The sequence below is a fragment of the Allobosea sp. TAF32 genome, assembly GCF_052113585.1.
Taxonomy (GTDB): domain Bacteria; phylum Pseudomonadota; class Alphaproteobacteria; order Rhizobiales; family Beijerinckiaceae; genus Allobosea.
Window position 1 is genome coordinate 43610 of the sequence record NZ_JBFRDM010000007.1, and the last position, 23384, is coordinate 66993.

22 protein-coding genes are annotated in these 23384 nt (G+C 65.5%); 14 read left to right on the forward strand and 8 right to left on the reverse strand.

Annotated elements, in window-relative coordinates; translation table 11 throughout:
* Positions 1 to 134 precede the first annotated feature (134 nt).
* Positions 135 to 1580 carry a cation diffusion facilitator family transporter gene (locus AB4Z16_RS15545; protein WP_441512262.1) on the reverse strand — a complete coding sequence of 482 codons (1446 nt, stop codon included), beginning with the start codon at positions 1578 to 1580 and terminating at the stop codon, positions 135 to 137.
* Between the two features lie 92 nt (positions 1581 to 1672).
* Between AB4Z16_RS15545 and AB4Z16_RS15550 the strand changes: the two genes are divergently transcribed.
* The 6 genes from AB4Z16_RS15550 to AB4Z16_RS15575 all read left to right on the forward strand — a co-directional run bounded on the left by AB4Z16_RS15550 (position 1673) and on the right by AB4Z16_RS15575 (position 6446).
* On the forward strand, positions 1673 to 2122 hold the full coding sequence (locus AB4Z16_RS15550; protein ID WP_441512263.1) for a VOC family protein: 450 nt from the start codon (positions 1673 to 1675) through the stop codon (positions 2120 to 2122).
* Between the two features lie 4 nt (positions 2123 to 2126).
* Complete coding sequence (locus AB4Z16_RS15555; protein WP_441512264.1) at positions 2127 to 3023, forward strand: PfkB family carbohydrate kinase; 897 nt, start codon at positions 2127 to 2129, stop codon at positions 3021 to 3023.
* A gap of 66 nt (positions 3024 to 3089) precedes the next feature.
* Complete coding sequence (locus AB4Z16_RS15560; RefSeq protein ID WP_441512265.1) at positions 3090 to 3509, forward strand: hypothetical protein; 420 nt, start codon at positions 3090 to 3092, stop codon at positions 3507 to 3509.
* A 130-nt stretch (positions 3510 to 3639) separates the two neighbouring features.
* On the forward strand, positions 3640 to 4524 hold the full coding sequence (locus AB4Z16_RS15565) for a DUF1003 domain-containing protein (RefSeq protein ID WP_441512266.1): 885 nt from the start codon (positions 3640 to 3642) through the stop codon (positions 4522 to 4524).
* A 95-nt stretch (positions 4525 to 4619) separates the two neighbouring features.
* Positions 4620 to 5657, forward strand: coding sequence for an ABC transporter substrate-binding protein (locus AB4Z16_RS15570; protein WP_441512555.1), 1038 nt, complete (start codon positions 4620 to 4622; stop codon positions 5655 to 5657).
* Positions 5658 to 5765: 108 nt separating this feature from the next.
* Entirely contained in the window at positions 5766 to 6446 is a 681-nt protein-coding gene (locus AB4Z16_RS15575) for an urease accessory protein UreE (protein ID WP_441512267.1), read from the forward strand.
* 167 nt (positions 6447 to 6613) lie between these two features.
* Here AB4Z16_RS15575 and uxuA read toward each other — a convergent pair whose 3' ends face one another.
* Complete coding sequence (gene uxuA, locus AB4Z16_RS15580) at positions 6614 to 7810, reverse strand: mannonate dehydratase (protein WP_441512268.1); 1197 nt, start codon at positions 7808 to 7810, stop codon at positions 6614 to 6616.
* 47 nt (positions 7811 to 7857) lie between these two features.
* The gene (locus tag AB4Z16_RS15585; protein ID WP_441512269.1) at positions 7858 to 8700 is read right to left on the reverse strand and encodes a GntR family transcriptional regulator; all 843 of its coding nucleotides are present in this window, start codon (positions 8698 to 8700) and stop codon (positions 7858 to 7860) included.
* A 14-nt stretch (positions 8701 to 8714) separates the two neighbouring features.
* Between AB4Z16_RS15585 and AB4Z16_RS15590 the strand changes: the two genes are divergently transcribed.
* From AB4Z16_RS15590 to dusA, 5 genes are all read left to right on the forward strand, one after another.
* Entirely contained in the window at positions 8715 to 9905 is a 1191-nt protein-coding gene (locus AB4Z16_RS15590; protein WP_441512270.1) for an extracellular solute-binding protein, read from the forward strand.
* Between the two features lie 90 nt (positions 9906 to 9995).
* Positions 9996 to 11063 (forward strand): ABC transporter ATP-binding protein, encoded by a 1068-nt coding sequence (locus tag AB4Z16_RS15595; protein ID WP_441512556.1) that lies wholly within the window; start codon positions 9996 to 9998, stop codon positions 11061 to 11063.
* Positions 11060 to 11950, forward strand: coding sequence for an ABC transporter permease (locus AB4Z16_RS15600; protein ID WP_441512271.1), 891 nt, complete (start codon positions 11060 to 11062; stop codon positions 11948 to 11950). Before AB4Z16_RS15595 ends, AB4Z16_RS15600 begins: the two co-directional genes overlap by 4 nt.
* Positions 11951 to 11954: 4 nt before the next feature.
* Positions 11955 to 12785 (forward strand): ABC transporter permease, encoded by an 831-nt coding sequence (locus AB4Z16_RS15605; RefSeq protein WP_441512272.1) that lies wholly within the window; start codon positions 11955 to 11957, stop codon positions 12783 to 12785.
* Between the two features lie 50 nt (positions 12786 to 12835).
* The gene (gene dusA, locus AB4Z16_RS15610; RefSeq protein ID WP_441512273.1) at positions 12836 to 13834 is read left to right on the forward strand and encodes a tRNA dihydrouridine(20/20a) synthase DusA; all 999 of its coding nucleotides are present in this window, start codon (positions 12836 to 12838) and stop codon (positions 13832 to 13834) included.
* A 39-nt stretch (positions 13835 to 13873) separates the two neighbouring features.
* On the opposite strand, the gene AB4Z16_RS15615 is transcribed toward dusA, so the two are convergent.
* The 5 genes from AB4Z16_RS15615 to AB4Z16_RS15635 all read right to left on the reverse strand — a co-directional run bounded on the left by AB4Z16_RS15615 (position 13874) and on the right by AB4Z16_RS15635 (position 19091).
* The gene (locus tag AB4Z16_RS15615) at positions 13874 to 14353 is read right to left on the reverse strand and encodes a VOC family protein (RefSeq protein ID WP_441512274.1); all 480 of its coding nucleotides are present in this window, start codon (positions 14351 to 14353) and stop codon (positions 13874 to 13876) included.
* Between the two features lie 30 nt (positions 14354 to 14383).
* Positions 14384 to 15115, reverse strand: coding sequence for an ABC transporter ATP-binding protein (locus tag AB4Z16_RS15620; protein ID WP_441512275.1), 732 nt, complete (start codon positions 15113 to 15115; stop codon positions 14384 to 14386).
* The gene (locus tag AB4Z16_RS15625) at positions 15102 to 16883 is read right to left on the reverse strand and encodes a branched-chain amino acid ABC transporter ATP-binding protein/permease (RefSeq protein WP_441512276.1); all 1782 of its coding nucleotides are present in this window, start codon (positions 16881 to 16883) and stop codon (positions 15102 to 15104) included. Before AB4Z16_RS15625 ends, AB4Z16_RS15620 begins: the two co-directional genes overlap by 14 nt.
* Positions 16880 to 17755: a branched-chain amino acid ABC transporter permease gene (locus tag AB4Z16_RS15630; protein WP_441512277.1), complete on the reverse strand. Its 876-nt coding sequence runs from the start codon at positions 17753 to 17755 to the stop codon at positions 16880 to 16882. The genes AB4Z16_RS15625 and AB4Z16_RS15630 overlap by 4 nt, the downstream gene beginning before the upstream one ends.
* A 181-nt stretch (positions 17756 to 17936) precedes the next feature.
* Positions 17937 to 19091: an ABC transporter substrate-binding protein gene (locus tag AB4Z16_RS15635; protein ID WP_441512278.1), complete on the reverse strand. Its 1155-nt coding sequence runs from the start codon at positions 19089 to 19091 to the stop codon at positions 17937 to 17939.
* A gap of 646 nt (positions 19092 to 19737) precedes the next feature.
* On the opposite strand from AB4Z16_RS15635, the gene AB4Z16_RS15640 reads away from it, so the two are divergent.
* The 3 genes from AB4Z16_RS15640 to AB4Z16_RS15650 all read left to right on the forward strand — a co-directional run bounded on the left by AB4Z16_RS15640 (position 19738) and on the right by AB4Z16_RS15650 (position 23383).
* The gene (locus AB4Z16_RS15640) at positions 19738 to 21330 is read left to right on the forward strand and encodes an ABC transporter substrate-binding protein (protein WP_441512279.1); all 1593 of its coding nucleotides are present in this window, start codon (positions 19738 to 19740) and stop codon (positions 21328 to 21330) included.
* 136 nt (positions 21331 to 21466) lie between these two features.
* Positions 21467 to 22480, forward strand: a complete 1014-nt coding sequence (locus tag AB4Z16_RS15645; RefSeq protein ID WP_441512280.1) for an ABC transporter permease — start codon at positions 21467 to 21469, stop codon at positions 22478 to 22480.
* Positions 22481 to 22483: 3 nt separating this feature from the next.
* Positions 22484 to 23383 (forward strand): ABC transporter permease, encoded by a 900-nt coding sequence (locus AB4Z16_RS15650; RefSeq protein ID WP_441512281.1) that lies wholly within the window; start codon positions 22484 to 22486, stop codon positions 23381 to 23383.
* Position 23384 lies beyond the last annotated feature (1 nt).

Consider the following 23384-nt stretch of genomic DNA (forward strand, 5'->3'; position numbering starts at 1 on the left):
AGCATGCCGGCTCGGGAGGGAAACAAGGCCTTCATGCCCGGGCTTGACCCGGGCATCTCATGACAAGGAGGTTTTGGAGGCCCCTCGGGAAAGAGATTCTCGGGCCTGCGCTTCGCTTCGCCCGAGAATGACGGCTAGGAACCGGCCGAAACCGCCGGCTCGGCATGGCTGACCAGCCGGCAGACCTGCGGACGCGCGATCCGCACCGCCCGCTCGATCGCATCGACCGCATCATGCACGGCCACCACGTTCAGGGCCGGGTCGACGCGGCAGTGATAATTGACCACCAGCCCCTTGGCTGTCTGGCGCACGCGCACGCTGTGGATGTCGTGGATAGGGCCGCCGAGCTTCGCAGTCTCGCCTGCCAGCGCCTTGCCGATATCCTCGACAGTCTCCCAGGCGGCGTTGTGGCCATGAGGCTGGCCGGTCTCCATCGGCTCGATATGGGTCTCGACCTCCGTCTCGCCGCCGAATTCCGCCCGGATTGCGCTTTCGAGCCGGGTCGCGATCTCGTGCGCCTCGCCGAGCGGCAGGTTGGCATCGACCTCCATGTCCAGGCTGACCGAGAGTTTGCCGCCGATGCTGTGGACCGTGACATGGTGCACCGGGATCTTCAGCTTGAGAGCGATCAGGAGCACGCGCTCCAGCGCCGTTTCGTCATCGACCTGGACTGGATCGGCCGTGATGGTGATCTCGGCATCGGGCTCGGCCTTCAGCAGGGCCCCGCCGAGCTCGGCCTTGATCGCGGTGACGCGGTCAAGCGGCAGCGTCCGCGAGACGCTGATGCCGATCTCGCCATGGACACGCCCGCCGGCGGGCCGGACCCTGAGCCAATTGATCCCGACCACTCCTGGCACGCGCCGCGCGGCCTCGCGCAGCTTTTCTGTGACACCTTCAGGTGCTGTGTCCATCAGCGTGTCGAGGACGCGGCGGGCCAGCCGGAAGGCCGAGAAGGCGGTGTAGGCCGCGATGGCGAAGGCGGCGGCCGTGTCGGCGCGCTCGAAGCCGTACCAGATGCCGATGAGGCCGGCGAGAACAAGCGCCGAGCCGACGAAATCGGCCGAGAAATGCGTGGCTTCACCGGCGAGCGCCTCGCTGCCGGTCTCCTTTGCGACCTTGGTGAGCGAGCGCCAGCGGATGGCGTCGACCGTCATCGAGAGAAGCATCACGCCGATGACCAGCGGCGTCACCGCGACGTGCTCGATCAGGTTGTGCCACAGCCTGCTGCCGGCCTCCCACAGGATCGCGCCGGCAAGCGTGAACAGGATCGCGGTCTCGACCAGCGCCGCCAGCGCCTCGACCTTGCCATGCCCGTAATGGTGTTCGTCGTCGGCCGGCTTGTCCGAGGCGCGCACGGCGAACCAGGTGAACAGCGTCGAGCCGACATCGACCAGCCCCTGCAGCGCGTCGGTCAGCAGGGCGAGCGAACCGGAAATGATGGCGCCGACCATTTTCGCTGCCGTGAGCAGGATGGTCGCCATCACCGAAAGGATCGCGGCGCGCTGCTTGATCTGTGCGATCTGGGCGGGCGTGGCGCGCTCAGGCGGCGCCATCAATGGGCCGTCTTGCGTTGTCGTCATGGCTCGTCCTGCTTGGCGTACCTTGGAACGCGGCAGCTCTTGCCCGAATTAGAGAAAGGATCAACCCTGTTCCCGCTCAACGAGGAAAGACGATGCGATATCTCCACACCATGGTCCGCGTGACCGATCTCGATCAGGCGCTCGATTTCTACGTCAACAAGTTCGGGCTGGTCGAAACCCGCCGCATCGAGAGCGAGAAGGGCCGCTTCACGCTGGTCTTCCTCGCCGCGTCCGACGATCTGGCCGAGGCCAAGGCCGGCGCCTCGCGCGGCCGCCCGACGCTCGAGCTGACCTATAACTGGGACCCGGAAACCTATACGGGCGGGCGCAATTTCGGCCATCTCGCCTATGAGGTCGACGATATCTACGCGACCTGCGAGAAGCTGATGAAGGCCGGCGTCACCATCAATCGTCCGCCGCGCGACGGCAACATGGCCTTCATTCGCTCGCCCGACAACATCTCGATCGAGCTGCTGCAGAAGGGCGATCCGAAGCCTGTGGCCGAACCCTGGGCCAGCATGCCGAACACCGGGGCCTGGTGAGATCTTGGCCGGCGTCTTCTGCCTCGGCATCGCCACGCTCGACTACGTCTACAGCGTCGAGGCCATGCCGACCCGCGGCGAGAAATACCGCTCGCGCGGGCTCGCCGTGGTCGGCGGCGGCTGCGCCGGCAACGCCTCCGTCGCGATCGCGCGGCTCGGCGGCGCCTGCTGGCTGGCGACGCGCCTCGCCGACGATCTGACCGGCGACCAGATCGTCGCGGATCTGAAGGCGGAGGGCGTCGACGCCGCTTTTGCAAGGCGCGTCGCCGGCCTGACCTCGCCGGTCTCCGCCATCCTCGTCGATGCCGAGGGTGAGCGCATGGTGATCTCCCATTCCGACCCGGCGATGCCGGAGGACGCCGATTGGCTGCCTCCGCGCTTGCCGGAAGGAGCCGACGCCGTCCTCGCCGACACGCGCTGGGGCGAGGGGGCGTTGGCGGCGCTGAAGCTCGCCCGCGCCGCCGGTGTTCCCGGCGTGCTCGACGGCGACCGCAGGCCGCCTCATCCGGAGCTCGTCGGGACGGCGAGCCATGTCGCTTTCAGCCAGCAGGCATTGCGCGAGCTCTCTGGCGAGGAGGATCCGCGAGCCGGGCTCGCGAAGGTGGCGGCGGATGTCCCGACCTGGCTGGCTGTGACGCTCGGCAAGGAAGGCGTGCTCCATGTCGAGCAGGGCGAGGTTCGCCACAGCCCGGCTTTTCCCGTCGAGACCGTCGATACGCTGGGCGCGGGCGATGTCTGGCACGGCGCCTTCGCCCTGGCGCTCGCAGAGGGGCAGGCGGAAGCTGACGCGATCCGATTCGCCTCCGCCGCGGCGGCCATCAAGTGCACCCGCTTCGGCGGCCGCAGCGGCGCGCCCGGCCGCGACGAGGTCGAGCGTTTCCTGGCTGAGGCGTCGCGATAGCCCGATTGCCGGTGGGCGCCTTCGGCCCGGCTTCCGTTCTCCTGTCGGCGTTCTCCGGGGCGTCGCATGTCCGTCACGCAGCTCGGGCATCTGGCCGATGCGCAGCCGCGCATCGGATCAATCTCAGGAGAGAGCATCATGCTGGCGATCCAGGGTCTGAAATGCATCTACGACACCACCGGGCGGGGCTGGTCGATCGAACTTGTCCTCAAGGCAGACGGCGAGGAGGTGGTGCGTCGCTTCGAGGTCGATGGGCCCGATGATGCCGAATTGCTGATCGAAGCCTTCGAGGATTCCTCGGTCAGCGCTTTTGATCCCGAAACCGGCGAGATCGTCTTCGGTTACGAATATCTCGACCTCGACGCCGGAGAAGAGGACGAAGAAGAGGACGAGGAAGAGGCGGCCGAGAACGATGATGAAGACGAGGATGACGAGGACGACGATTCGGCGGAAGATGCCGAAGACGACGAAAAGCTGAAGGCCTGAGTCTGGTATCGGCTGAGCGGAGCCCGGAGGAGTCGGTTCCTTCGGGCATTTCCGGGCGGCGAAGCTGCTCGCAGGAAAATGACCGGACGCGGCGCCGAGCGCCGCGACGGGGAAGAGGCATGATGCACGCATGACAAATCTGGAGAGCGAAATTCCAGCTGTGCCGCCGGTCCCCGTGATCGAGCCGCCAACGTCCCACAGTCCGCTCGGCAAGAAGCGTGGCATCTGCGCCATCAGCGGCCAGGATATGGCCCGTAGGAACCTCATCGAGATCGGCACGCTGCGCCCCGCGCTCGTCGATCACATCCGCGCCGACTTTCCGGATCTGCCCGACCACGCGCTGATCAGCCTGAAGGAGCTGGCGCGTTATCGGACCCGCTATGTCGAGGAGATCCTGCGCGAGGAGCACGGCGAATATTCCGACCTCGATCGGGAGGTGGCCGAGAGCATCGCCCGACAGGAGACCATCGCCGAGAACGTCGAGGACGATTTCGAGGAGCATCGCACGCTGGGCGAACGCCTATCCGACAATCTCGCGAGCTTTGGCGGTTCCTGGGCCTTCCTGATCAGCTTTGGCATCGTGCTTGTCGTCTGGATGGCGATCAACGCCGCGATCGGGGAGGGCAAGGCCTTTGACCCCTATCCCTTCATCCTGCTCAATCTCGTCCTGTCCTGCATTGCGGCAGTGCAGGCGCCGATCATCATGATGAGCCAGAAGCGGCAGGAAACGAAGGACCGGCTGCGCTCGCTCAACGACTATCAGGTCAATCTGAAGGCCGAGCTCGAAATCCGGCATTTGCATGAGAAGATGGACCATCTGATTACGCGGCAATGGCAGCGCCTCGCCGAGATCCAGCAGGTCCAGCTCGAGATATTGCAGGATACGCAGCTGCCGAAGGCCAAGCCGAAGCGCCGCAAGAAACCGGCCGCCAAGAAGAAGCGGGCCGTGCCGGCCGATGTGGCAGAACAGGAAGCAGACGCGCTTCCTCTGGCCAATCCCGAGCGGAAAGCCTAGCGGGCGCAGTCGCATTCGATGGCTCCGCTTGGTCCTTGACTCCCCATTGGTCGGCCGATTTCTTCGTCGGCAAACGAATCTGATGGAGGAAAATGATGTTCGCTTCGCGTTTCGCGCCTGCCGGCGCGCTGCTTGCCGGCCTTGTGCTTGCGGCCGCTGCCCAGCCGGCCTTCGCCCAGGGGCAGGTCACGGTCTATTGCTCGATCCTCGAAGAACAGTGCCGCGAAGGCGCGGCGATGTTCGAGAAGGCGACCGGGATCAAGGTCTCGATGATCAGAAAGAGCACTGGCGAGGTCTATGCCCAGGTCAAGGCCGAGGCGAGCAATCCGCGCGGCGATGTCTGGTGGGGCGGGCCGGGCGAGCCGCATCTGCAGGCGGCCGACGAAGGGCTTCTGGACGAGTACAAGTCGCCGAAGTTGCCGGAGCTGCATGACTGGGCGCAGCGCCATGCCGAGCAGTCGAAGTTCCGCACCAATGGCATTTATCTCGGCGCTCTCGGTGTGGGCTACAACACCGAGGTGCTGAAGAAGAAGGGTATCGCCGCCCCTAAATGCTGGGCCGATCTGCTCGATCCCAAGCTGCGCGACGAGGTCCAGATCGCTGATCCCAGCTCGTCGGGCACGGCCTATGTCTTCCTGGCGACGACGGTGCAGCGCCTCGGCGAGGAGAAGGGCTTCGAATTCCTCAAGGACCTGCACAAGAACATCAGCCAGTACACCAAATCCGGTATCGCACCGGTGAAGGCGGCCGCGCTCGGCGAGACGGCGGTCGGCATCGCCTTCATCCATGACATGCTGACGCAGAAGCTCCAGGGCGCGCCGATCGAGACCGTCGCCCCCTGCGAGGGCACCGGCTACGAGACCGGATCGGTCTCGATCATCAAGGGCGGCAAGAACCCTGAAGCCGCGCGCAAATTCGTCGATTTCACGCTCTCGCCCGATGCGCAGAACATCAATGCGAAGCTGAAGATCAACTCGATCCCGTCGAACAAGAACGCGCTGCTCTCGCCGGACGCGCCGAAATTCGCCGAGATGAAGCTGATCGACTACGACACGCCGCGTTGGGGCTCGCCGGCCGAGCGCTCGCGCCTGCTCAAGAAGTTCGACGCCGAGGTCAAGGCGCTGCCGCGCTGACCTCCCACGATCCCGCGAGCTTGGTAGCGCGCCCCTCGGTTTGTGCTACTAAGCTCCGGTCCGGGCTTGAAGCCTCGCGCTCCAGCCCCAGCCATGGGATCGCTGCATATGCTTCGCGCCACTTCCGTCCTTCGCAAAGCCGCTGTTCGCGCCGAGCGCGTCGTCGATACGCTCAGCCTTGGATATCAGGGCCGCAACAGCAACGGCGTCGCCGTGACGGCTGCAGGCGGGCTCGAATTCGCGATCGATCTCGACAAGCCTGCGACGCTGAACGACGGCGATGCGCTGAAGCTGGAGGATGGCCGCCTCGTGCAGGTCAAGGCCGCTCCTGAAAGCCTTCTTGAAGTCCGTGCCGAGAACCCGCTGCGGCTGGTGCGCCTCGCCTGGCATCTCGGCGGCCATCATGTCCCGGCGGAAATGACGCCCGACGCGCTCTATATCCCCAGTCATCCCGCTTTGGCCGAGCTGGTTCGCGGCCAGGGCTGTTCGATGACGGATGTCGAGCGCCCGTTCCAGCCGGAGCAGGAGGTCCACCATCACGCCCACGGCGATGACTGCGGCTGCGGGGACGATCATCACGATCACGATCATGGGCATGCCCATCATGGGCATGACCACAGCCATGGGCATCATCACGAGCACCATGGCCACGATCACGCACATGAGCACCATCACGCTCATGGTGAGAGCTGCGGCCATGATCACGACCATCACGGCCACGGCGATCACGATCATGGTCGCGGCCATGGCGCCGCCGATGGCCACAAGGGCCATTCCCACGATCACTGAGGCGCCGATACCGCGTCATGCTCGGGCTTGACCCGAGCATTTCCGGCCAAAAGGGGCTTTTTATCCTGAAAGCGTTTCTCGGGTCTCCGCTACGCTTCGCCCGAGAATGACGGCTTTGGACTATCTTGAGCTATTGCAAAGGCGGGCTTTAGCCCGCCTTTCGCATCTCACGCAGCGTAACCCTTGAGCTGCGCCAGCGTGGTCATCACGCCGCGCAGCTCCGCGAGGCCACGCAGGCGCCCGACGGCCGGGTAGCCCGGAAAACTGCCCTTGCCGACATCGTCCAGCAACTCGTGGCCGTGGTCGGGGCGCATCGGGATGCGCCAATGCGGGATGCCGGCGGCACGGCGGCGCTGCTCCTCGGCCATCAGCACGTCGATGAGCGCGACCATGTCGGTATCGCCGCCGAGATGCTCGGCTTCCATGAAGGAGCCATCCGGGTCCTTGGCGACATTGCGCAGATGCGCGAACCAGATCTTGTCGGCGAAGCGTCGCGCGATGCGGGGCACGTCATTCTTCGGATTGGCGCCGAGCGAGCCGGAACACAGTGTGAGACCGTTCGACGGGGAATCGACCGAGTCGAGGATGAAGGCGATGTCGTCCTCGGTCGAGCAGATCCGCGGCAGGCCGAAGAGCGAGCGCGGCGGGTCGTCCGGGTGGATGCACATGCGGATGCCGACTTCCTCGGCGGTCGGGATGATCGCCTCGAGGAAACGCTTCAGGTTGGCCCGCAGCTTGTCATGGGTCATGCCGGCATAGCGCTCGAGGATGCGGGCGAGGCCGGGCAGGTCGTAGCGGTCGAAGGCGCCGGGTAGGCCGGCCATGACGCTGGAGAGCAGCCGGTCGCGATCGGCTTGCGAGGACTTGTCGAACCAGGCCTTGGCCTTGTCCATCACCTCGGCCGAATGCCCCTCCTCGGCGCCCTTGCGCTTCAGCATGAAATGATCGAGCGCGACATATTCATGCAGGTTGAAGCGCAGTGCCGTGCCACCGCCGGGCAGTTTGTGGGCCAGCTCGGTGCGGGTCCAGTCCAGCACCGGCATGAAGTTGTAGCAGATCACCTCGAGTCCGCAGGCCGCGAGGTTGCGCATCGACTGGCGGTAGTTCTCGAAGACGGTTTCGAGATCGCCTTCGCCGATCTTGACGCTCTCATGGATAGGCAGGCTTTCGACCACCTTCCATTCCAGGCCGAAGCTTTTGTCCGAGCGGATGATCGCCTGGCGCTTCTCGATCTCCTCGACGCTCCAGACCACGCCGTAGGGGATCTGGTGCAGCGAGTTCACGATGCCGGTCGCCCCGGCCTGCCTGGCCTGAGCCAGAGTCACGACATCGTCCGGCCCGAACCAGCGCCAGCATTGTTCCATTGTCGGTAATCCTTCGAGAAAAATCGCTTTATCGGGGCGGATGGGCCTCAGGAGGCATCGTGCTCGAGGCGTGAATCGTCGAATGCGTCCGCATGGTCCTTCGCGATCGTGTCGATCGTCGCGAAGACGGTGCGCAGATGCGCGCGCATCGCGGCCTCCGCGCCTTTTGCGTCATGTTTCATGACGCAGGCGGCGATGATCCTGTGCTCGTGCAGGATCACCTCGGACCAGGACGGGGTTTCGAGGGAGAGGCAGCGCACCCGGTCCATCTGGGCCTTCACGCCCTCGATCATGCTCCAGACGGCCCGGTGGCCGGCGATGCGCGAGATTTCGGCGTGGAACACCTCGTCGAGGCGGAAAATCTCGGACCGGTCCTGTCGCCGCACGGCCTCCGCCTGCTCTTCGATCTGCGCTTCGAGCCGGCGGCGGTCGGCGTCGCCGATGCACTGGGCGGCGAGCACCACGGTGCGGCATTCCAGCGTCTCGCGGACGAACTGGCTGTCATGGACGGCGGCGAGGTCGATCGGCGCGACGAAGGTGCCGACCTGCGGCACCGCGACCAGGAAGCCCTCGTCGACAAGCCGCTTGAACGCTTCCCGCACCGGGGTGCGGCTGACGCCGAAGCGCAGCGCCATCCGCGCCTCGGACATCGATTCGCGGGGCTTCAGCGCGCCGCTGATGATGTCCGTGCGTAGCACGCTGTAGATCTGATCCGTGCTATGACGGGCTGCAGGGTGGGCCATTGCCAAGCTTTTGATGACTAGTATACTAGGATACCGATCAACCGGGGGCTGCGTCAACTTGGCAGGTTCCCGGGTCGCAAGGCGGGCTCCGGATGCGGCGGCCGGACCGTCGGAACATAAAAAAGCTGAAGAAGCGGGCATCCGCATCTGGAGGAGAAAACATGGCTCAGGACAGCATCAATCGGCGCCATTTCATTGGTGGCGTCGCCGGTCTCGGCGCAGCAATGCAGGCGCCGGGCGTCTTCGCGCAGCAGCTCAAGCTGCCGGCATCGCCGCTCACGATCAGCATCATCGACGTCGGCGGCGCCTTGGCGCTGGTTCAGACGCCGCTTGAGAATTACGCCAAGGCAAACCCCAAGGCCGTCTCGCGGATGGTCTTCACCAAGGCTCCGGCGCCCGAGCTGCCGGCCAAGCTGAAGGCTCAGCAGAACGCCGGCCGTTCCGACATCGACTTCGTCATCGGCGGTCTCGACGTGCTCTCCGCCGGCATCGACCAGAAGCTCTGGATCGAGCTGTTCCCGCGCTTCGCTTCCGAATTGCCGAAGCCCGACGACGTGCTCCTGAAGCCGGCGCTCGCCATGCACAATCTCGGGCAGGGCCAGGCCATGGCGATGGTCTATTACCCCTCCGGCCCGCTGCTCGAGTACATGCCGGACAAGGTCAAGAACGTGCCGACCACGGCCGAGGAACTGCTGGCCTGGACGAAGCAGAACAAGAACCGCTTCCTCTATGCCCGCCCGGCCAATTCGGGCCCCGGCCGCACCTGGATCATGGGTCTGCCCTACATCCTCGGCGACAAGGACCCGAAGGATCCGGAGAAGGGCTGGGACAAGACCTGGGCCTATCTGAAGGAGCTCGGCGAGAACATCGAGTACTATCCGGGCGGCACCGGCGCGACGATGAAGGAACTCGGCGACGGCTCGCGCGACATCATCGTCAGCACGACGGGCTGGGACATCAACCCGCGCGTGCTCGGCATCGTGCCGAAGGAAGCCAAGATCCAGGCGCTCAAGGGTTTCCACTGGGTCACCGACGCCCAGTACATGATGATCCCGAAGGGTGTGTCCGACGAGAAGCTCGCCGTTCTGCTCGATCTGGTCCGTCACATGCTGACGCCCGCGCAGCAGGCCTTCACCTATGACGAAGGCTATTTCTATCCGGGTCCGGCCGTGAAGGACGTGCCGCTCTCGATGGCGCCGGCTTCCAGCCAGAAGGCCATCGCCGAGTTCGGCCGCCCCGAATACGAGAAGCTGATCGCCGATAACCCGATGGAAACGCCGCTCGATCCGGAGAAGATGGTCGTCGCCTTCCGCATCTGGGACGAGCAGGTCGGCGGCGCCAAGAAGAAGTAAGACCGGTCACGGCGGCGGGCTTCGGCCGTAATTCGAAGTCCGCCGCCGGGCATTTCGACCCCGCTCTCAGATCATCCGGAAGCCATGACCATCAACGCAGCTTCGTTCCGCGAGCTCAAGCTCGACCGCCTGAGCCGTGACTTCGGCACCCATAACGCGCTCAAGGACGTCTCGCTGACGATCGGCAAGGGCGAGTTCATCGCTTTGCTCGGGCCTTCCGGCTGCGGCAAGTCTACGACCCTGAACCTGATTGCCGGCCTGCTGCCTGCGACGGGCGGCGGCATTTGGCTCGACGACAAGCGCATTGACCCGCTGCGGCCGGAAGAACGCGGCTTCGGCATGGTTTTCCAGAACTACGCCCTGTTCCCGCACATGACGGTGAACAAGAACATCGGCTTCGGCCTCAAGATGCGCGGCATGCCGCGCGCCGAGATCGACAAGCGCGTGGCGGAAGCCGCGGCGCTGGTGCATTTGCAGGGCCAGACCGAGAAGCTGCCCGGCCAGCTTTCGGGCGGGCAGCAGCAGCGTGTCGCCATCGCGCGCGCCATCGTCGTCGAGCCGCCGCTCGTGCTGATGGACGAGCCGCTCTCGAACCTCGACGCCAAGCTGCGCCTGGAGATGCGCGCCGAGATCCGCCGCATCCACAATACGCTCGGCGCCACCACGATCTATGTCACCCACGACCAGGAGGAGGCGCTTTCGCTCGCCGACCGCATCGTCGTGCTGCGTGACGGGCAGGTTCGCCAGGTCGGCACGCCGGAGGACCTCTTCCTGCGGCCGGACCATCTCGACGTCGCGGAGTTCATGGGCTTCCGCAACAAGGTGAAGGGCAAGGTCGTCTCGGCAGGCGAGGGCAGGGCGACTGTAGCCGTCGGCGATGCGCAGCTTTCGGGCCGCGCCCGCGCTGCGGTCTCGGCCGGTTCCGACGGCACTCTGGCCATCCGCCCGGAGGATCTGCATCCCGTGGCATCCGGCCAGCCCGGCCTCAAGGCCAAGGTGGTCTCGACCGAGTTCCGCGGCCGCGAGTTCGTCGGCTTCGCCCGCATGGCTGACGGTACCGACCTCTCCTTCCTGGCCCGTGACAAGCTGTCTCCGGGCGAGGCGGTGACGCTGACCGCCGATCCGGAACGCGTCCTCGTCTACGGAGGGGCGGCGTGAGCACGGACCTCTCCTCCATTCCGCTGAAGCAGAGGCTGGCCGCCCGTGGCTTCGACGGGCTGACCCTGCTCGTCGTGCCGGCGATCCTGTTCCTGCTGGCGCTGTTCATCTACCCGTTCCTCTACGGGCTGGTCCTTTCCTTCGAGCCGAAGGCCGGCGGCGTCTTCGCCAACTACCAGCGCTTCTTCTCCGATTCCTTCCTCTATGGGACGATCGGAACCACGCTGTGGCTCGCCCTGCCGGTGACGGTCGCGACGCTCCTGCTCGCGATCCCGGTCGCCTTCCGCGTCCGGCTGATGCAGAACCAGCGCCTGCTGACGACCATCCTGGTTATCCCGATCACGCTCGGCACCGTGCTCGTCGCTCAAGGCCTGCTGAACTATCTCGGCCCGCAAGGCTGGTTCAACCGCACGCTGATGACGCTCGGCCTCATCTCGACCCCGGTGAAGCTGCTTCACAACTACTGGGGCGTGATGCTGTCGCTGGTCATCACCGGCTTCCCCTTCACCTTCCTGCTGACGCTCTCCTACCTCTCCGGCATCGATCCGGCGCTTGAGCAGGCGGGCGCGACGCTGGGCGCCGGCCCCTGGGAGCGCTTCAAGCACATTCTCCTGCCGCTGCTGCTGCCGGGCCTCGCCATCACCTTCTGCCTGAGCTTCGTGCAGGCCTTCTCGGTCTTCCCCTCGGCGGTGCTGCTCGGCGCGCCGGCCGGGCCGACCCGCGTGATCTCGATCGCGGCCTATCAGGCGGCCTTCGAGGAATACGATTACTCGATGGCGTCCGCCGTCGCGATGATCATGGGCATGGTTCAGCTTGCCATCGTCGTCGTGGTGCTGGCGGCGCGCGGCCTGCTCTATCGCGGCCCTGCCGGCGGCGGAAAGGGCTGAGCCGATGGTCAAGGATACACGTCTCTCGACGAAGCTCTGGGCAGCCGCCAACTGGACGCTAATCGGCTTCTTCATCGTCAACCTCTTCGCGATGATCGCGACGGTGGTGACGTCCTCCTTCGCGACGCGCTGGCTCGGCACCTGGCTGCCGGCCGGTTGGACGACGCGCTGGTATTCGGCCGCCTGGTCGGAATTCCAGCTCCACGACGTGCTGCTGGTCACCTTCCAGATCGTCTTCCTGGTGGTGGCGCTCTCAGGGCTGATCGGTGTGCCCGCGGCCTATGCGCTGGCGCGGCGGGATTTCCCGGGCAAGAAGCTGGTGATGCTGCTCTTCCTGCTGCCGCTGCTGGTGCCGCCGATCACCTTCGGCATTCCGCTCGCGACCGTGCTCTACCAGACCGGCTTCGCCGGCCAGATGTCGGGCGTGGTGCTGGCGAACCTCGTGCCGACCGTGCCCTTCGTCATCCTGGTGATGATCCCCTTCATCGAGCAGATCGACACCAAGATCGAGTCGGCGGCGCGCGTCTTCGGCGCCAACACCTTCAAGCTCTTCGTGCATGTGTTGCTGCCGCTGCTGATGCCCGGCATCCTCGCTGCATTGCTGCTGGTGCTGGTGCGGACGCTGGCGATGTTCGAGCTGACCTTCCTGACGGCCGGCCCGACCAGCCAGACACTCGTCGTCGCGCTGTATTACGCGGTCTTCGCTGCCGGCGTGCGCGCGGTACAGTCGATCGACGCCATGGCCGTGATCTACATGATCACGACGCTGATCTGGCTGATCATCGCTCTGCGCTTCGTCAACCCAACGCAGATCGTCGCCCGCGCCAAGAAGTGAGCCGACGAGCCGGCGTGCAAAATCGCGCCGGATGCGTTAGGGGAGCGGCCATGAACTTGCCGCTCCCGAACATGCGCTTCTCTGTGGCACCCATGATGGACTGGACCGATTCCGCCTGCCGGATCATCCACCGCCTGATGTCGCGCCATGCGCTGCTCTACACCGAGATGGTGACGGCGCAGGCGGTGATCCGCGGCGACCGCCAGCGTCTGATTGGCTTCGATGCCGGGGAACACCCGGTCGCGCTACAGCTCGGCGGCAACGATCCAAAGCTCCTGGCCGAAGCGGCGAAGATCGGTGCCGATTTCGGCTATGACGAGATCAACCTGAATTGCGGCTGCCCCTCCGACCGGGTGCAGGGCGGTGCCTTCGGCGCCTGCCTGATGCGCGAACCGGCGCTGGTCGGCGATTGCGTCGCGGCGATGAAGGCCGCGGTTTCCATTCCCGTGACCGTGAAATGCCGCATCGGGGTCGATGATCAGGACCCGGAAGTGGCGCTCGACGCTCTCACTGCTTCTGTCCACGCCGCTGGCGTCGATGCGCTGATTGTCCATGCTCGCAAGGCCTGGCTGCAGGGCCTCTCGCCCAAGGAGAACCGCGAGATCCCGCCGCTCGATTATGAGCGAGCCTATCGGCTGAAAGCTGCCAACCCCGATCTGCCGATCGCCATCAACGGCGGCATCAAGGCGCCGTCCGAATGGCCGCGGCATCTGGAGAAGCTCGACGGCGTGATGATCGGCCGCGAGGCCTATCAGAACCCGGAAATCCTGCTGCAGGTCGATCCGCTGCTCTTCGGCTCGGATGCGCCCGTGCCGGATGCCTTCGCCATGCTGGAAGCGCTGGAGCCGCATATCGCCGCGCGTCTCGAGCGGGGCGGGCGGCTGCACGCCTTCACCCGCCACCTCGTCGGACTGTTTCCGGCCCGCCCCGGCGCACGCCTCTTCCGCCGCCATCTCGCAGAGCGCTGCGTGGGAGCGGATGCGACGCTGGACGATCTTCGTGCCGCCGTCGCGCATGTCTCGCGACACGAGGCTGCTGTGGCGGCCTGAGCCGGCGTTCAGGTCACGGCTGCAGGTCGAGCGGGGCGATCAGCCGCGTCGTGCCGCCTCGATCGCGGCGACATCGATTTTCCGCATCGTCATCATCGCGGCAAAGGCGCGCTTCGCTTCCTCGCCGCCGACGGCCAGCGCCTCCGACAGCACCCGCGGCGTGATCTGCCAGGAGATGCCCCATTTGTCCTTGCACCAGCCGCAGGCGCTCTCCCGGCCGCCATTGCCGACGATGGCGTTCCAGTAGTGGTCGGTCTCCTGCTGGTCGTCGGTGGCGACCTGGAACGAGAAGGCCTCGCTGTGCTTGAAGGTGGGGCCGCCATTGAGGCCGAGGCAGGGTATGCCGAGAACCGTGAAGGTGACCGTCAGCACATCGCCGGCCTTGCCGGAAGGAAAATCGGTGGGCGCACGGAAGACCGCGTCGACGGCGCTGTCGGGAAAGGTCTGAGCGTAGAAGCGTGCCGCGGCCTCGGCGTCCTTATCGTACCAGAGGCAAATCGTGTTCTTGGCAGTCGTCATTGCGTTTCCTTTCGAAAAGCGCTCCGGCTGTCAGGCTGCGGCGGTGCGTCCGCCGAGATAGGCAGCGCGGATTTCCTCGTTCGACCAGAGCTGTTCCGGCGTGCCGGAGAGTACAAGCTTGCCGGTTTCCAGCACATAGCCGCGATCGGCCACCGACAGGCCCATGCGGGCGTTCTGCTCGACCAGCAGCACCGTCGTGCCGCGCCGGCGTATCTCGGCGATGATCGCGAACACCGCCTGGACGATGACCGGCGCCAATCCTAGCGACGGCTCGTCGAGCAGCAGGATGCGCGGTTTCGCCATCAGGCCGCGCGCGACCGCCACCATCTGCTGCTGGCCGCCCGAGAGCGTCCAGCCCAGCGCATTGGCGAAGCGGCGGATATCGGGGAACAGGTCGAACATCTCGTCCGCTTCGCGCCTGATCGCGGCGGTCTTCAGGCCGGGCCGGTTCGAGGCGCCGAGCATGATGTTCTCGCGCACGCTCAACCCCGGAAAGACGCGCCGGCCTTCCGGCACATGGGCGATGCCGCGGCGCACGATCGCCTCGGGCCTAAGGCCGACGATCGACTGACCTTCGAAGAGGATGTCGCCCGAGGCCGGCTTCGCGAGGCCGGAGATGGCGCGCAGCGTGGTGGATTTGCCGGCCCCGTTCGAGCCGAGCAGGGTGACGACCTCGCCGGCCTCGACGACGAGCGAGATGCCGTCGACGGCTTCGACCTCGCCGTAGCGAACGACGAGGGATTTCAGTTCAAGCAGGGACATCGGGTGCCGTTCCCAGATAGGCCGCGATCACGTCGGGATGCTTCAGCACGTCGGCGGAATAGCCGTCGGCGATGCGGCGGCCGAAGTTCAGCACGGTAATGTGCTGCGCGACCTCGCTCACCAGGGTCATGTCGTGGTCGATGATGAGGATGGTGAGGCCGCGGGCCGAGATGCGCTTGAGCAGATTGCGCAGCTCGACCTTCTCCGAGGAGTTGAGCCCCGCGCCGGGCTCGTCGAGCAGGAGCAGGACGGGATCGCCGGCCAAAGCGCGGGCGATCTCGACCGCACGCTGATGGCCATAGGAAAAATTCGCCACAACCTCGTCAGCCCGGTCCTCCAGATCGACGAAGGCGAGCGCCGCCCGCGCACGCGCCAGCAGCGCGGCGGGGTCGTTGCCGATCGGGCTTCCTGGGCGCTCGGCACCGACCATGACGTTCTCCAGCGCCGTCATCGAGCGCCAGAGCCGGATGTTCTGGAAGGTGCGGCCGAGCCCGGCCCTGGTGCGGGCATGCGGCGGCAGGTCGGTGATGTCCTGCCCGTTGAGCTTGATGGTTCCGGCCGTCGCCCGGTAGAGGCCGGAGAGGACGTTCAGCGTCGTGGTCTTGCCGGACCCGTTCGGGCCGATCAGAGCATGCACGCCGCCGCGCTTGATGGTGAGATCGACCTCGTCGACCGCCTTGAGGCCGCCGAAATGCTTGGAGAGCCCGCGCACCTCCATCACGGTCTCGGTGCCTTCACCGCCGCCCGACAGTTGCAGCGTCGCGGCCGTCCGGCCGGGCAGCACGGCCCGCTTGAAGCGGTCGAGCTGGCCGCGCAGGAAGCCCCAGATGCCGTCCGGCATGAACAGCACGATCAGGATCACCGCCGCGCCATAGATCGCGAGATAGAGGCCGGGGATGCTCTTGAGGAAGCGCAGCCATTCCGGGATCAGGATCAGCAGGCCCGTGCCGATGACGGCGCCGACCGGCGAGGCGACGCCGCCAAGCAGCACCATGGTCAGGAACACCACCGACTCCGCGAAGGAGAACTGGTCCGGGCTGACATAGGCGAAGCCGCCGGCGAAGAGACCGCCGCCGATGCCGCCGAGGATGGCGGAGAGGGCGAAGGCCGTGACCTTGGTGCGGTAGACGTCGATGCCGGCGACGCCGGCGGCGAGTTCGTTGTCGCGCACCGCCCGCATGGCGCGGCCGAGCTTGGTGTCGCGCAGGCGCCAGACCAGATAGCCGAGTATGCCCAGCAGCGCGATGCAGAGCGCGAGATAGGTCGAGCCGTCCGTGAATAGCGGTGGCCGCGGGATGGCGCGGACACCGTCCGGCCCTTTGGTGACGGGGATCCAGTTGATCAGGACGAGGGTGACGATCTGCTGGAAGGAGATCGTCACCATGGCGAGGTAGTGGCCGCCGAGCCGGAGCGTCGAGGCGCCGAGCAGCGCGCCGAAGCCGGCGGCAAGGCCGGTGCCGACCAGCAGGCAGACCCAGAAATTCAGGCCGTAATCGGTCTGGCCGAGGCCAACCGCATAGGCGCCGAGCCCGAAGAAGGCAGCCTGCGCCAGATTGATCTGGCCGCAGAGCCCCAGCACGATCGTCAACCCGAGCACGGCGATGGCATAGGTCGTCGCCTGCATCGAGATGTTGAGGATATAGCCGGTCTTGGGGACGATGATGGCGAGCGTCATCGCCGCGAGGACGAGCAGGATATAGGCCGGGACGCCCCAGCGCAGACGCGGCCGGATGTCGTCTGTGGCGGCGGTGGTTTCGGTCGTGCTCATGCTTTTTCCGCCACGCGCTCGCCGAAGATGCCCTGCGGCCGGAAGATCAGGAAGGCGATCAGCACCAGGAAGGCGAAGCCGTCCTTGTAGGGCACGGAGATATAGGCGGCGCCGAAAGTCTCGATGACGCCGAGCGCGAGGCCACCGATGATCGCGCCCGTTACGTCGCCGAAGCCGCCGATGATGGTGGCTGCGAAGGCCTTAAGCGCGATGGTCGCGCCCATGCCGATCGAGACGAAGAGGACCGGCGCGACCAGGATGCCCGCAATCCCGCCGATCACCGCCGAATAGACGAAGGTGATCATGATCATCACTGCGACGGGAATGCCGAGCAGCGAGGCCGTCTCCTTGTCCTGCGAGGTCGCCTGCAACTTCTTGCCGAGCAGGGTGTGCTCGAAGAACCAGTATTGGAGCGCGACCAGCAGTGCGGTCACGACGATGATCAGGACGTATTGGTTGTCGAGATAGACCGGGCCGAGCATGAAGCCGGGCGTGTCGAACCAGCCGGAGAGCACCTCCGGCTCCGGTCCGTGGATCGCGAGCGTGGTGTTGGCCATGAAGATCGAGGCGCCGATCGTCGAGATGATGACCGGCAGGTAGGTGCGGTGGCGCAGCGGATAATAGACCGCGAGATTGAAGACCGTGCCGAGCCCCGCCATGCAGACCAGAGCGATGATGAAAGCCATCCAGTAGGGCAGGCCGATCTTGACCGAGAAGACCACCATCAGGAAGGCGGCCACCATCGAGAACTCGCCCTGGGCGAAATTCACGACATTGGTGGCCCGGAAGATCAGGACGAAGCCGAGCGCGACCAGCGCATAGACCGAGCCGATGCCGATCCCGGTGAAAAGAAGCTGAAGAACGAGATCCATCTGTCTACCGCGCTTGCGTGGAGCCGATCGGTCCTTCGCGGCGAACGGCGCGAGGCCGCCCGCCTCGAAAGGCGTGGTACGAGATGCGCCGTGCGGCTTTCGCCGTGCGAGGTTCGTTGTCGAGCCCCGCGCGGCTGCCGGATCCCCGCTTCGCAGAGAAGCCGGCGCGCCTCGGCGGGAATCAGCCGAGGTCCGGCGTGAAGTCGAGCCGGTTGTCGAACTTGATGTCGCCCTTGTCGTTCTTGACGATGTTGTAGCCGTGCAGGCCGTCACCGTTCTTGTCGAAGTTGTATTGGCCTTCGGCGCCGTTATGGCCGCGGATCGCCAGCATGGCCTCGCGCACCTTGTTGGGCTCGGTCGAGCCCGCCTTGTTCATCGCCATGGCGAGGCAGGTCACGGCGTCGTAGGTCCAGGACGACTGGTTGTCGGGCGCGACCTTGCGGACATCGCGATAGGCCTTGCCGAAGGCCTTGGAGGCATCGCTCGAGTCCTCGGCATAGTCCGCCACGCCATAGGTGTTGTAGAGCGCCGGACCGGCGAGCTTGAGCGCCGAGATGTTGACGATCGAGGGCGAGCCGACCCAAGGGATGGTGACGCCGAGCTGGCGCAATTGACGGGCGAAGATGCCGAGATCGGTCTCGAAGGTGAAGTAGGTGCCGAGGATGTCTGCACCGGACTGGCGCACCGCCAGAACGACCGGCGTGAAATCCTGGCTCTGGTTGGCATAGCCCTGGTCGAGCGCGAGCGTCGCGCCGTTGTCGGGCAGGGCATCGGCAAGCGCCTTGCCGCCGGCCGTGCCGAAGGCGTCGGTCGAATGGACGATCGCCCATTTCTTCTTGCCGAGTTCCTTGACGCCGAACTGCGCGATCACCTTGCCCGAATAGGAATCGTTCGGGCGGAAGCGGAAGAGCCAGGGATTGCCGAGCTTGGTCAGGTTCGGGTCCGTGCCGCCGAAGCCGACGGGCTTGCCGATCTTCAGCATATCGGGCGCCATCGCATGCATCTGCGTGGAGCGGATCGAGCCGATGAAGGCGACGATGTCGGGCTGGCTGGCGAGCTTGGAGAAGGCGAGGACCGCACCGGGATTGGTGGTCTGGTCGTCCTCGAAGATCAGTTCGAGCGGCTTGCCGAGCACGCCGCCGGCCTTGTTGACCTGTTCGAGCGCGATCTTGGCGCCGGTCTGGGCGAAGGAGCCGGATTCGGCGGCGGCGCCGGTCATCGGCACGACCATGCCGAGTTTGACGGTGGCGCCTTGGGCGTAGGCAGTCCGCATGACGGCCGGGGCGGCAATGGTACCGGCGAGAACGGTCGTAAACCCGCGACGGGTCAGGTGCATCGTTATCCTCCCGATTTAATGGATTAGATCGGATCTGAGCGCCCGATTGCCGTCATGATGAAATATCTACGCCTCTGTCTGAACAGCGTCGTTGTCATCCTTTAGTCTATGACCGAGGCGGGCTTCGTAGGTTCTGCATTGCGACGTGCGCGGGTGGAGATCGTCTTCGCGCCATCGCCAGCCAAATTGACGCCGGGCCCGATCGACGGCCGATGCGGAATCGAGAGCGGGCCATCGATGCTCGTCCGCCGCCACGGCTCGCCCGCCAGCTGCCTGCGCCGACATGAATCCGGGTGCTTGGACGGACTGCCGGGACAGCCACGTTTGCTGCGCTGGCAGCCGATCTGCCGCGTAAATCAGTGAAGTATCGATAGCAGCGCTTCTGCGCCGCTCCTGGTCACGCCGGGCGAGCGCTCGCGATGGAGCACATCTGGCCATGTGCCGTGGTGAAATTACTGGCAGCGTATAAATTGGCGAATTATTGAGCGAGGGATCTCAAATTGTATGCATGACTGCGCGTTTGCCCGCCGCAATCGGTGCCCATCCCCGGCACGGGAGCGCTTCAAGCCCGGCACGGTAACTGCATTGCCCCTCCCGAACGGAAGCGTCCGGCGCAGAGCGGCGTCGGCTATCTCGGGAGAGCACCATGGCCATCACGCGTCGCGCCGCCATTGCCGGAGGCCTGTCCGCGCCATTCCTGATGTCGGGGCGCGCCAGCGCGCAATCACCAAGCCGCGCCGAAACCTTGCTGCTGGTGCAGGAATATGGGCCGAACAGCCTGGACATGCAGGGCATCGGCGCCTCGCAACCTGTGAACGGCGTGGCGCTCAACTGCTATGACCGTCTGCTGCGCTTCAAACCCGTGCCGATCCCCGGCGGTGGCGGCAACCAGGTTTCGATGAGTGAGCTCGAAGGCGAGCTTGCGGAAAGCTGGCAGGTCGCCTCCGACGGCATGAGCTGCACTTTCAAACTGCGCGATGCCAAATTCCATTCCGGCCGCCCCGTCACGGCCAGGGATGTGAAGTGGTCGCTGGACCGCGCCGTCACCATCGGCGGCTTCGCCACCACGCAGATGAACGCCGGCTCGCTGGAGAAGCCGGAGCAGTTCGTCGCCGTCGACGACAAGACTTTCCGAATTGATTTCCTGCGCAAGGACAAGCTGACCATGCCGAATCTGGCGGTCACGATCCCCTTCGTCTTCGACTCCGAACTGGCGATCAAGAACAGCGGCGGCGATCCGCTCGCGAAGGAATGGCTGAAGAACAATGTAGCGGGCTCCGGCGCCTTCAAAGTCGAGAGCTGGAAGCCCGGCGTCGAGACGATCTATGTGCGCAATGACGCCTGGGCTAGCGGGAAGCTGCCGCAGCTCAAGCGCATCATCGCGCGCGACATCGCCTCGCCTTCGACGCGCCGCGCGCTCATTGAGCGCGGTGACGCCGACGTCTCCTACGGTCTGCCCCCTAAGGATTTCAAGGATTTGCTCGACGGCGGCAAGATCAACGTCGTCGGCGTTCCCATTCCCAACGGCGTCTGGGGCCTCTATCTCAATAGCCAGGTCGGGCCGTTCAAGGATGCCCGTCTGCGCCAGGCCGTCGCATGGGTGCTGCCCTACGACAAGATGCTGCAGGCCTCGCTGTTTGGTCGTGGCGTCGACATGTCCGGGGGACCTGAGACACCGCCGCCGGCCTGGCCGACGCCCTTCGCCTACAAGACCAATGTCGAGAAGGCGAAGGCGCTCGTCGCGTCCGCCGGTGGCGGCTTCTCGACTACGCTGCAGTTCGATGCCGGAAACGCGACGGTGGCCGAGCCGATGTCCGTGCTCATCAAGGAAGCGCTGGGCGCGATCGGCATCGAGGTTGAGATCGCCAAGATTCCCGGCGCGAATTTCCGCACCGAGATCGCCAAGAAAACCAATCCGATGACGCTGAACCGCTTCGCCGGCTGGCTCGATTATCCCGATTATTATCTGTTCTGGACGATGCACGGCAACAATTCGATCTTCAATATCGCCAATTACCAGAACCCGGAGCTCGACAAGCTGATCAATGCCGCCCGCTTCACCACGGACACAGCCGCGTACCAGAAGTTCGTGGTCGACTTCGTCAAGCTGGTCGAGCGCGAAGTGCCGATGATCCCGATCTCTCAGCCGACCCACGACGTCGCGATGCAGAAGTCGATCGGCGGCTACCAGTTCCAGCCCTGCCGCGAGCCGGACTTCCGCTACTTCACCAAGGGGTGAGGGGTGTTTTCACGAGCAGGTGCCATGCGCCTGCTCGTCATCCTCGGGCTCGGCCCGAGCATCTCGATCAAGCGATTCTCGGGTCTGCGCTGCGTTCCGCCCGAGAATGACGCAAGCAATCTCGGGGGAACTGTACATGCTAGGCATGATCGCCGCCCGTTTGAAGACGACGATCCCTTCGGTGATCGGCGTCATCATCGTGACTTTTCTGCTGACGCGCGTGCTGCCTGGCGACACCGCCGCCTATTTTGCGGGCCCCGCCGCCTCGAAGGAGGCCATCGCCGATATCCGCGGCAAGCTTGGGCTCGATCAGCCGCTGCCGGTCCAGTTCGCGTCCTATGTGACAGCGCTGGTTAAAGGCGATCTCGGCACCTCGCTGACGACGGGACAGCCGGTGACAGTCGATCTGGCGCAGCGCCTGCCGGCTTCGGCCGAACTCACGCTCATAGGGCTGCTGATCTCGATGGCGATCGCGCTGCCGCTCGGCGTGCTGGCGGCCGTCCGACAAGGCTCCTGGATCGACCATCTCTGCCGGATCGTCGCGACAGCCGGCGTCTCGCTGCCGGTGTTCTTCACCGGGCTGCTTCTGGTCTACGTCTTCTATTTCATCCTCGGCTGGGCGCCGGCTCCGCTCGGGCGGCTCGATGTCTTCTTCTCGGAGCCGCCGCGCGTCACCGGCTTCCTGCTGATCGACAGCCTGATCGCGCGCGATCTCGAGATCTTCCGGGCCGTGCTCGCGCAATTGCTGCTGCCGGCGCTGACGCTCGCGATCTTCTCGCTGGCGCCGATCACGCGCATGACACGCGCCTCGATGCTGGCCGTGCTCGGCGCCGATTTCGTGCGTACGGCGCGCGCCAGCGGCCTGTCGAGCCGCAAGGTCATCGGCACCTACGCCTTCCGCAACGCCATGCTGCCGGTGGTCACCACGCTGGGCATGGTCTTCTCCTTCCTTCTCGGCGCCAATGTGCTGGTCGAGAAGGTCTTCGCCTGGCCGGGCGTCGGCTCCTATGCGGTCGAGGCCTTGCTCGCCTCCGACTACGCGCCGATCCAGGGCTTCGTGCTGACCATGGCGATCCTCTACGTCGCGCTGAACCTCATGATCGACATCCTCTACGGCGTCATCGACCCCCGTGTCCGGCTGGAGGGCTGAGTCATGAACGAGTTGAGCAAGATCGAGCCCGCCCAACTGCGTTTCGAGGCTCCGCCCTCGACAACGCTGCTGGCCCACGCCCGGCATATCGTCGCGGAAAACCCCGTGACCGGCTTCGCCTTCGGGCTGTTCGCGCTGATCCTGCTGGCGGCCGTCTTCGGCCCCTGGCTCACGCCCTATGATCCGCTGGCCTCGAACACGAATGCGGCCCTTCAGGGGCCGAGCGCGGCGCATTGGTTCGGAACCGACCAACTCGGCCGCGACATCTTCAGCCGCGTGGTCGCGGCGACGCGGCTCGATTTCTCGATCGCCGTTGCCTCGGTCGCACTGGTCTTCCTGCTCGGCGGGCTTGCCGGCGTCATGGCCGGCTTCTTCGGCGGCTGGGTCGACACGCTGGTCGGGCGCGTCGCCGACACGATCATGGCCTTTCCGCTCTTCGTGCTGGCGATGGGCATCGTCGCGGCGCTCGGCAACTCCGTGACCAACATCGTCATCGCCACCGCCATCATCAATTTCCCGCTCTACGCACGCGTCGCCCGCGCCGAGGCGAATATCCGCCGCGAGGCCGGCTTCGTGCAGGCGGCGAGGCTCTCGGGCAATTCGGAATGGCGGCTGCTGCTGACGCAGATCGTGCCCAACATCATGCCGATCATGGCCGTGCAGATGTCGCTGACCATGGGCTACGCCATCCTGAACGCGGCGGGATTGTCTTTCATCGGCCTCGGCGTCCGGCCGCCGACCCCGGAATGGGGCATCATGGTCGCCGAAGGCGCGAGCTTCATCGTCTCGGGCGAGTGGTGGGTCGCCTTCTTTCCGGGCCTTGCGCTGATGACCGCGGTGTTCTGCTTCAACCTGCTCGGCGACGGCGTACGCGACCTCGTCGACCCGCAGCGGAGGAACTGAC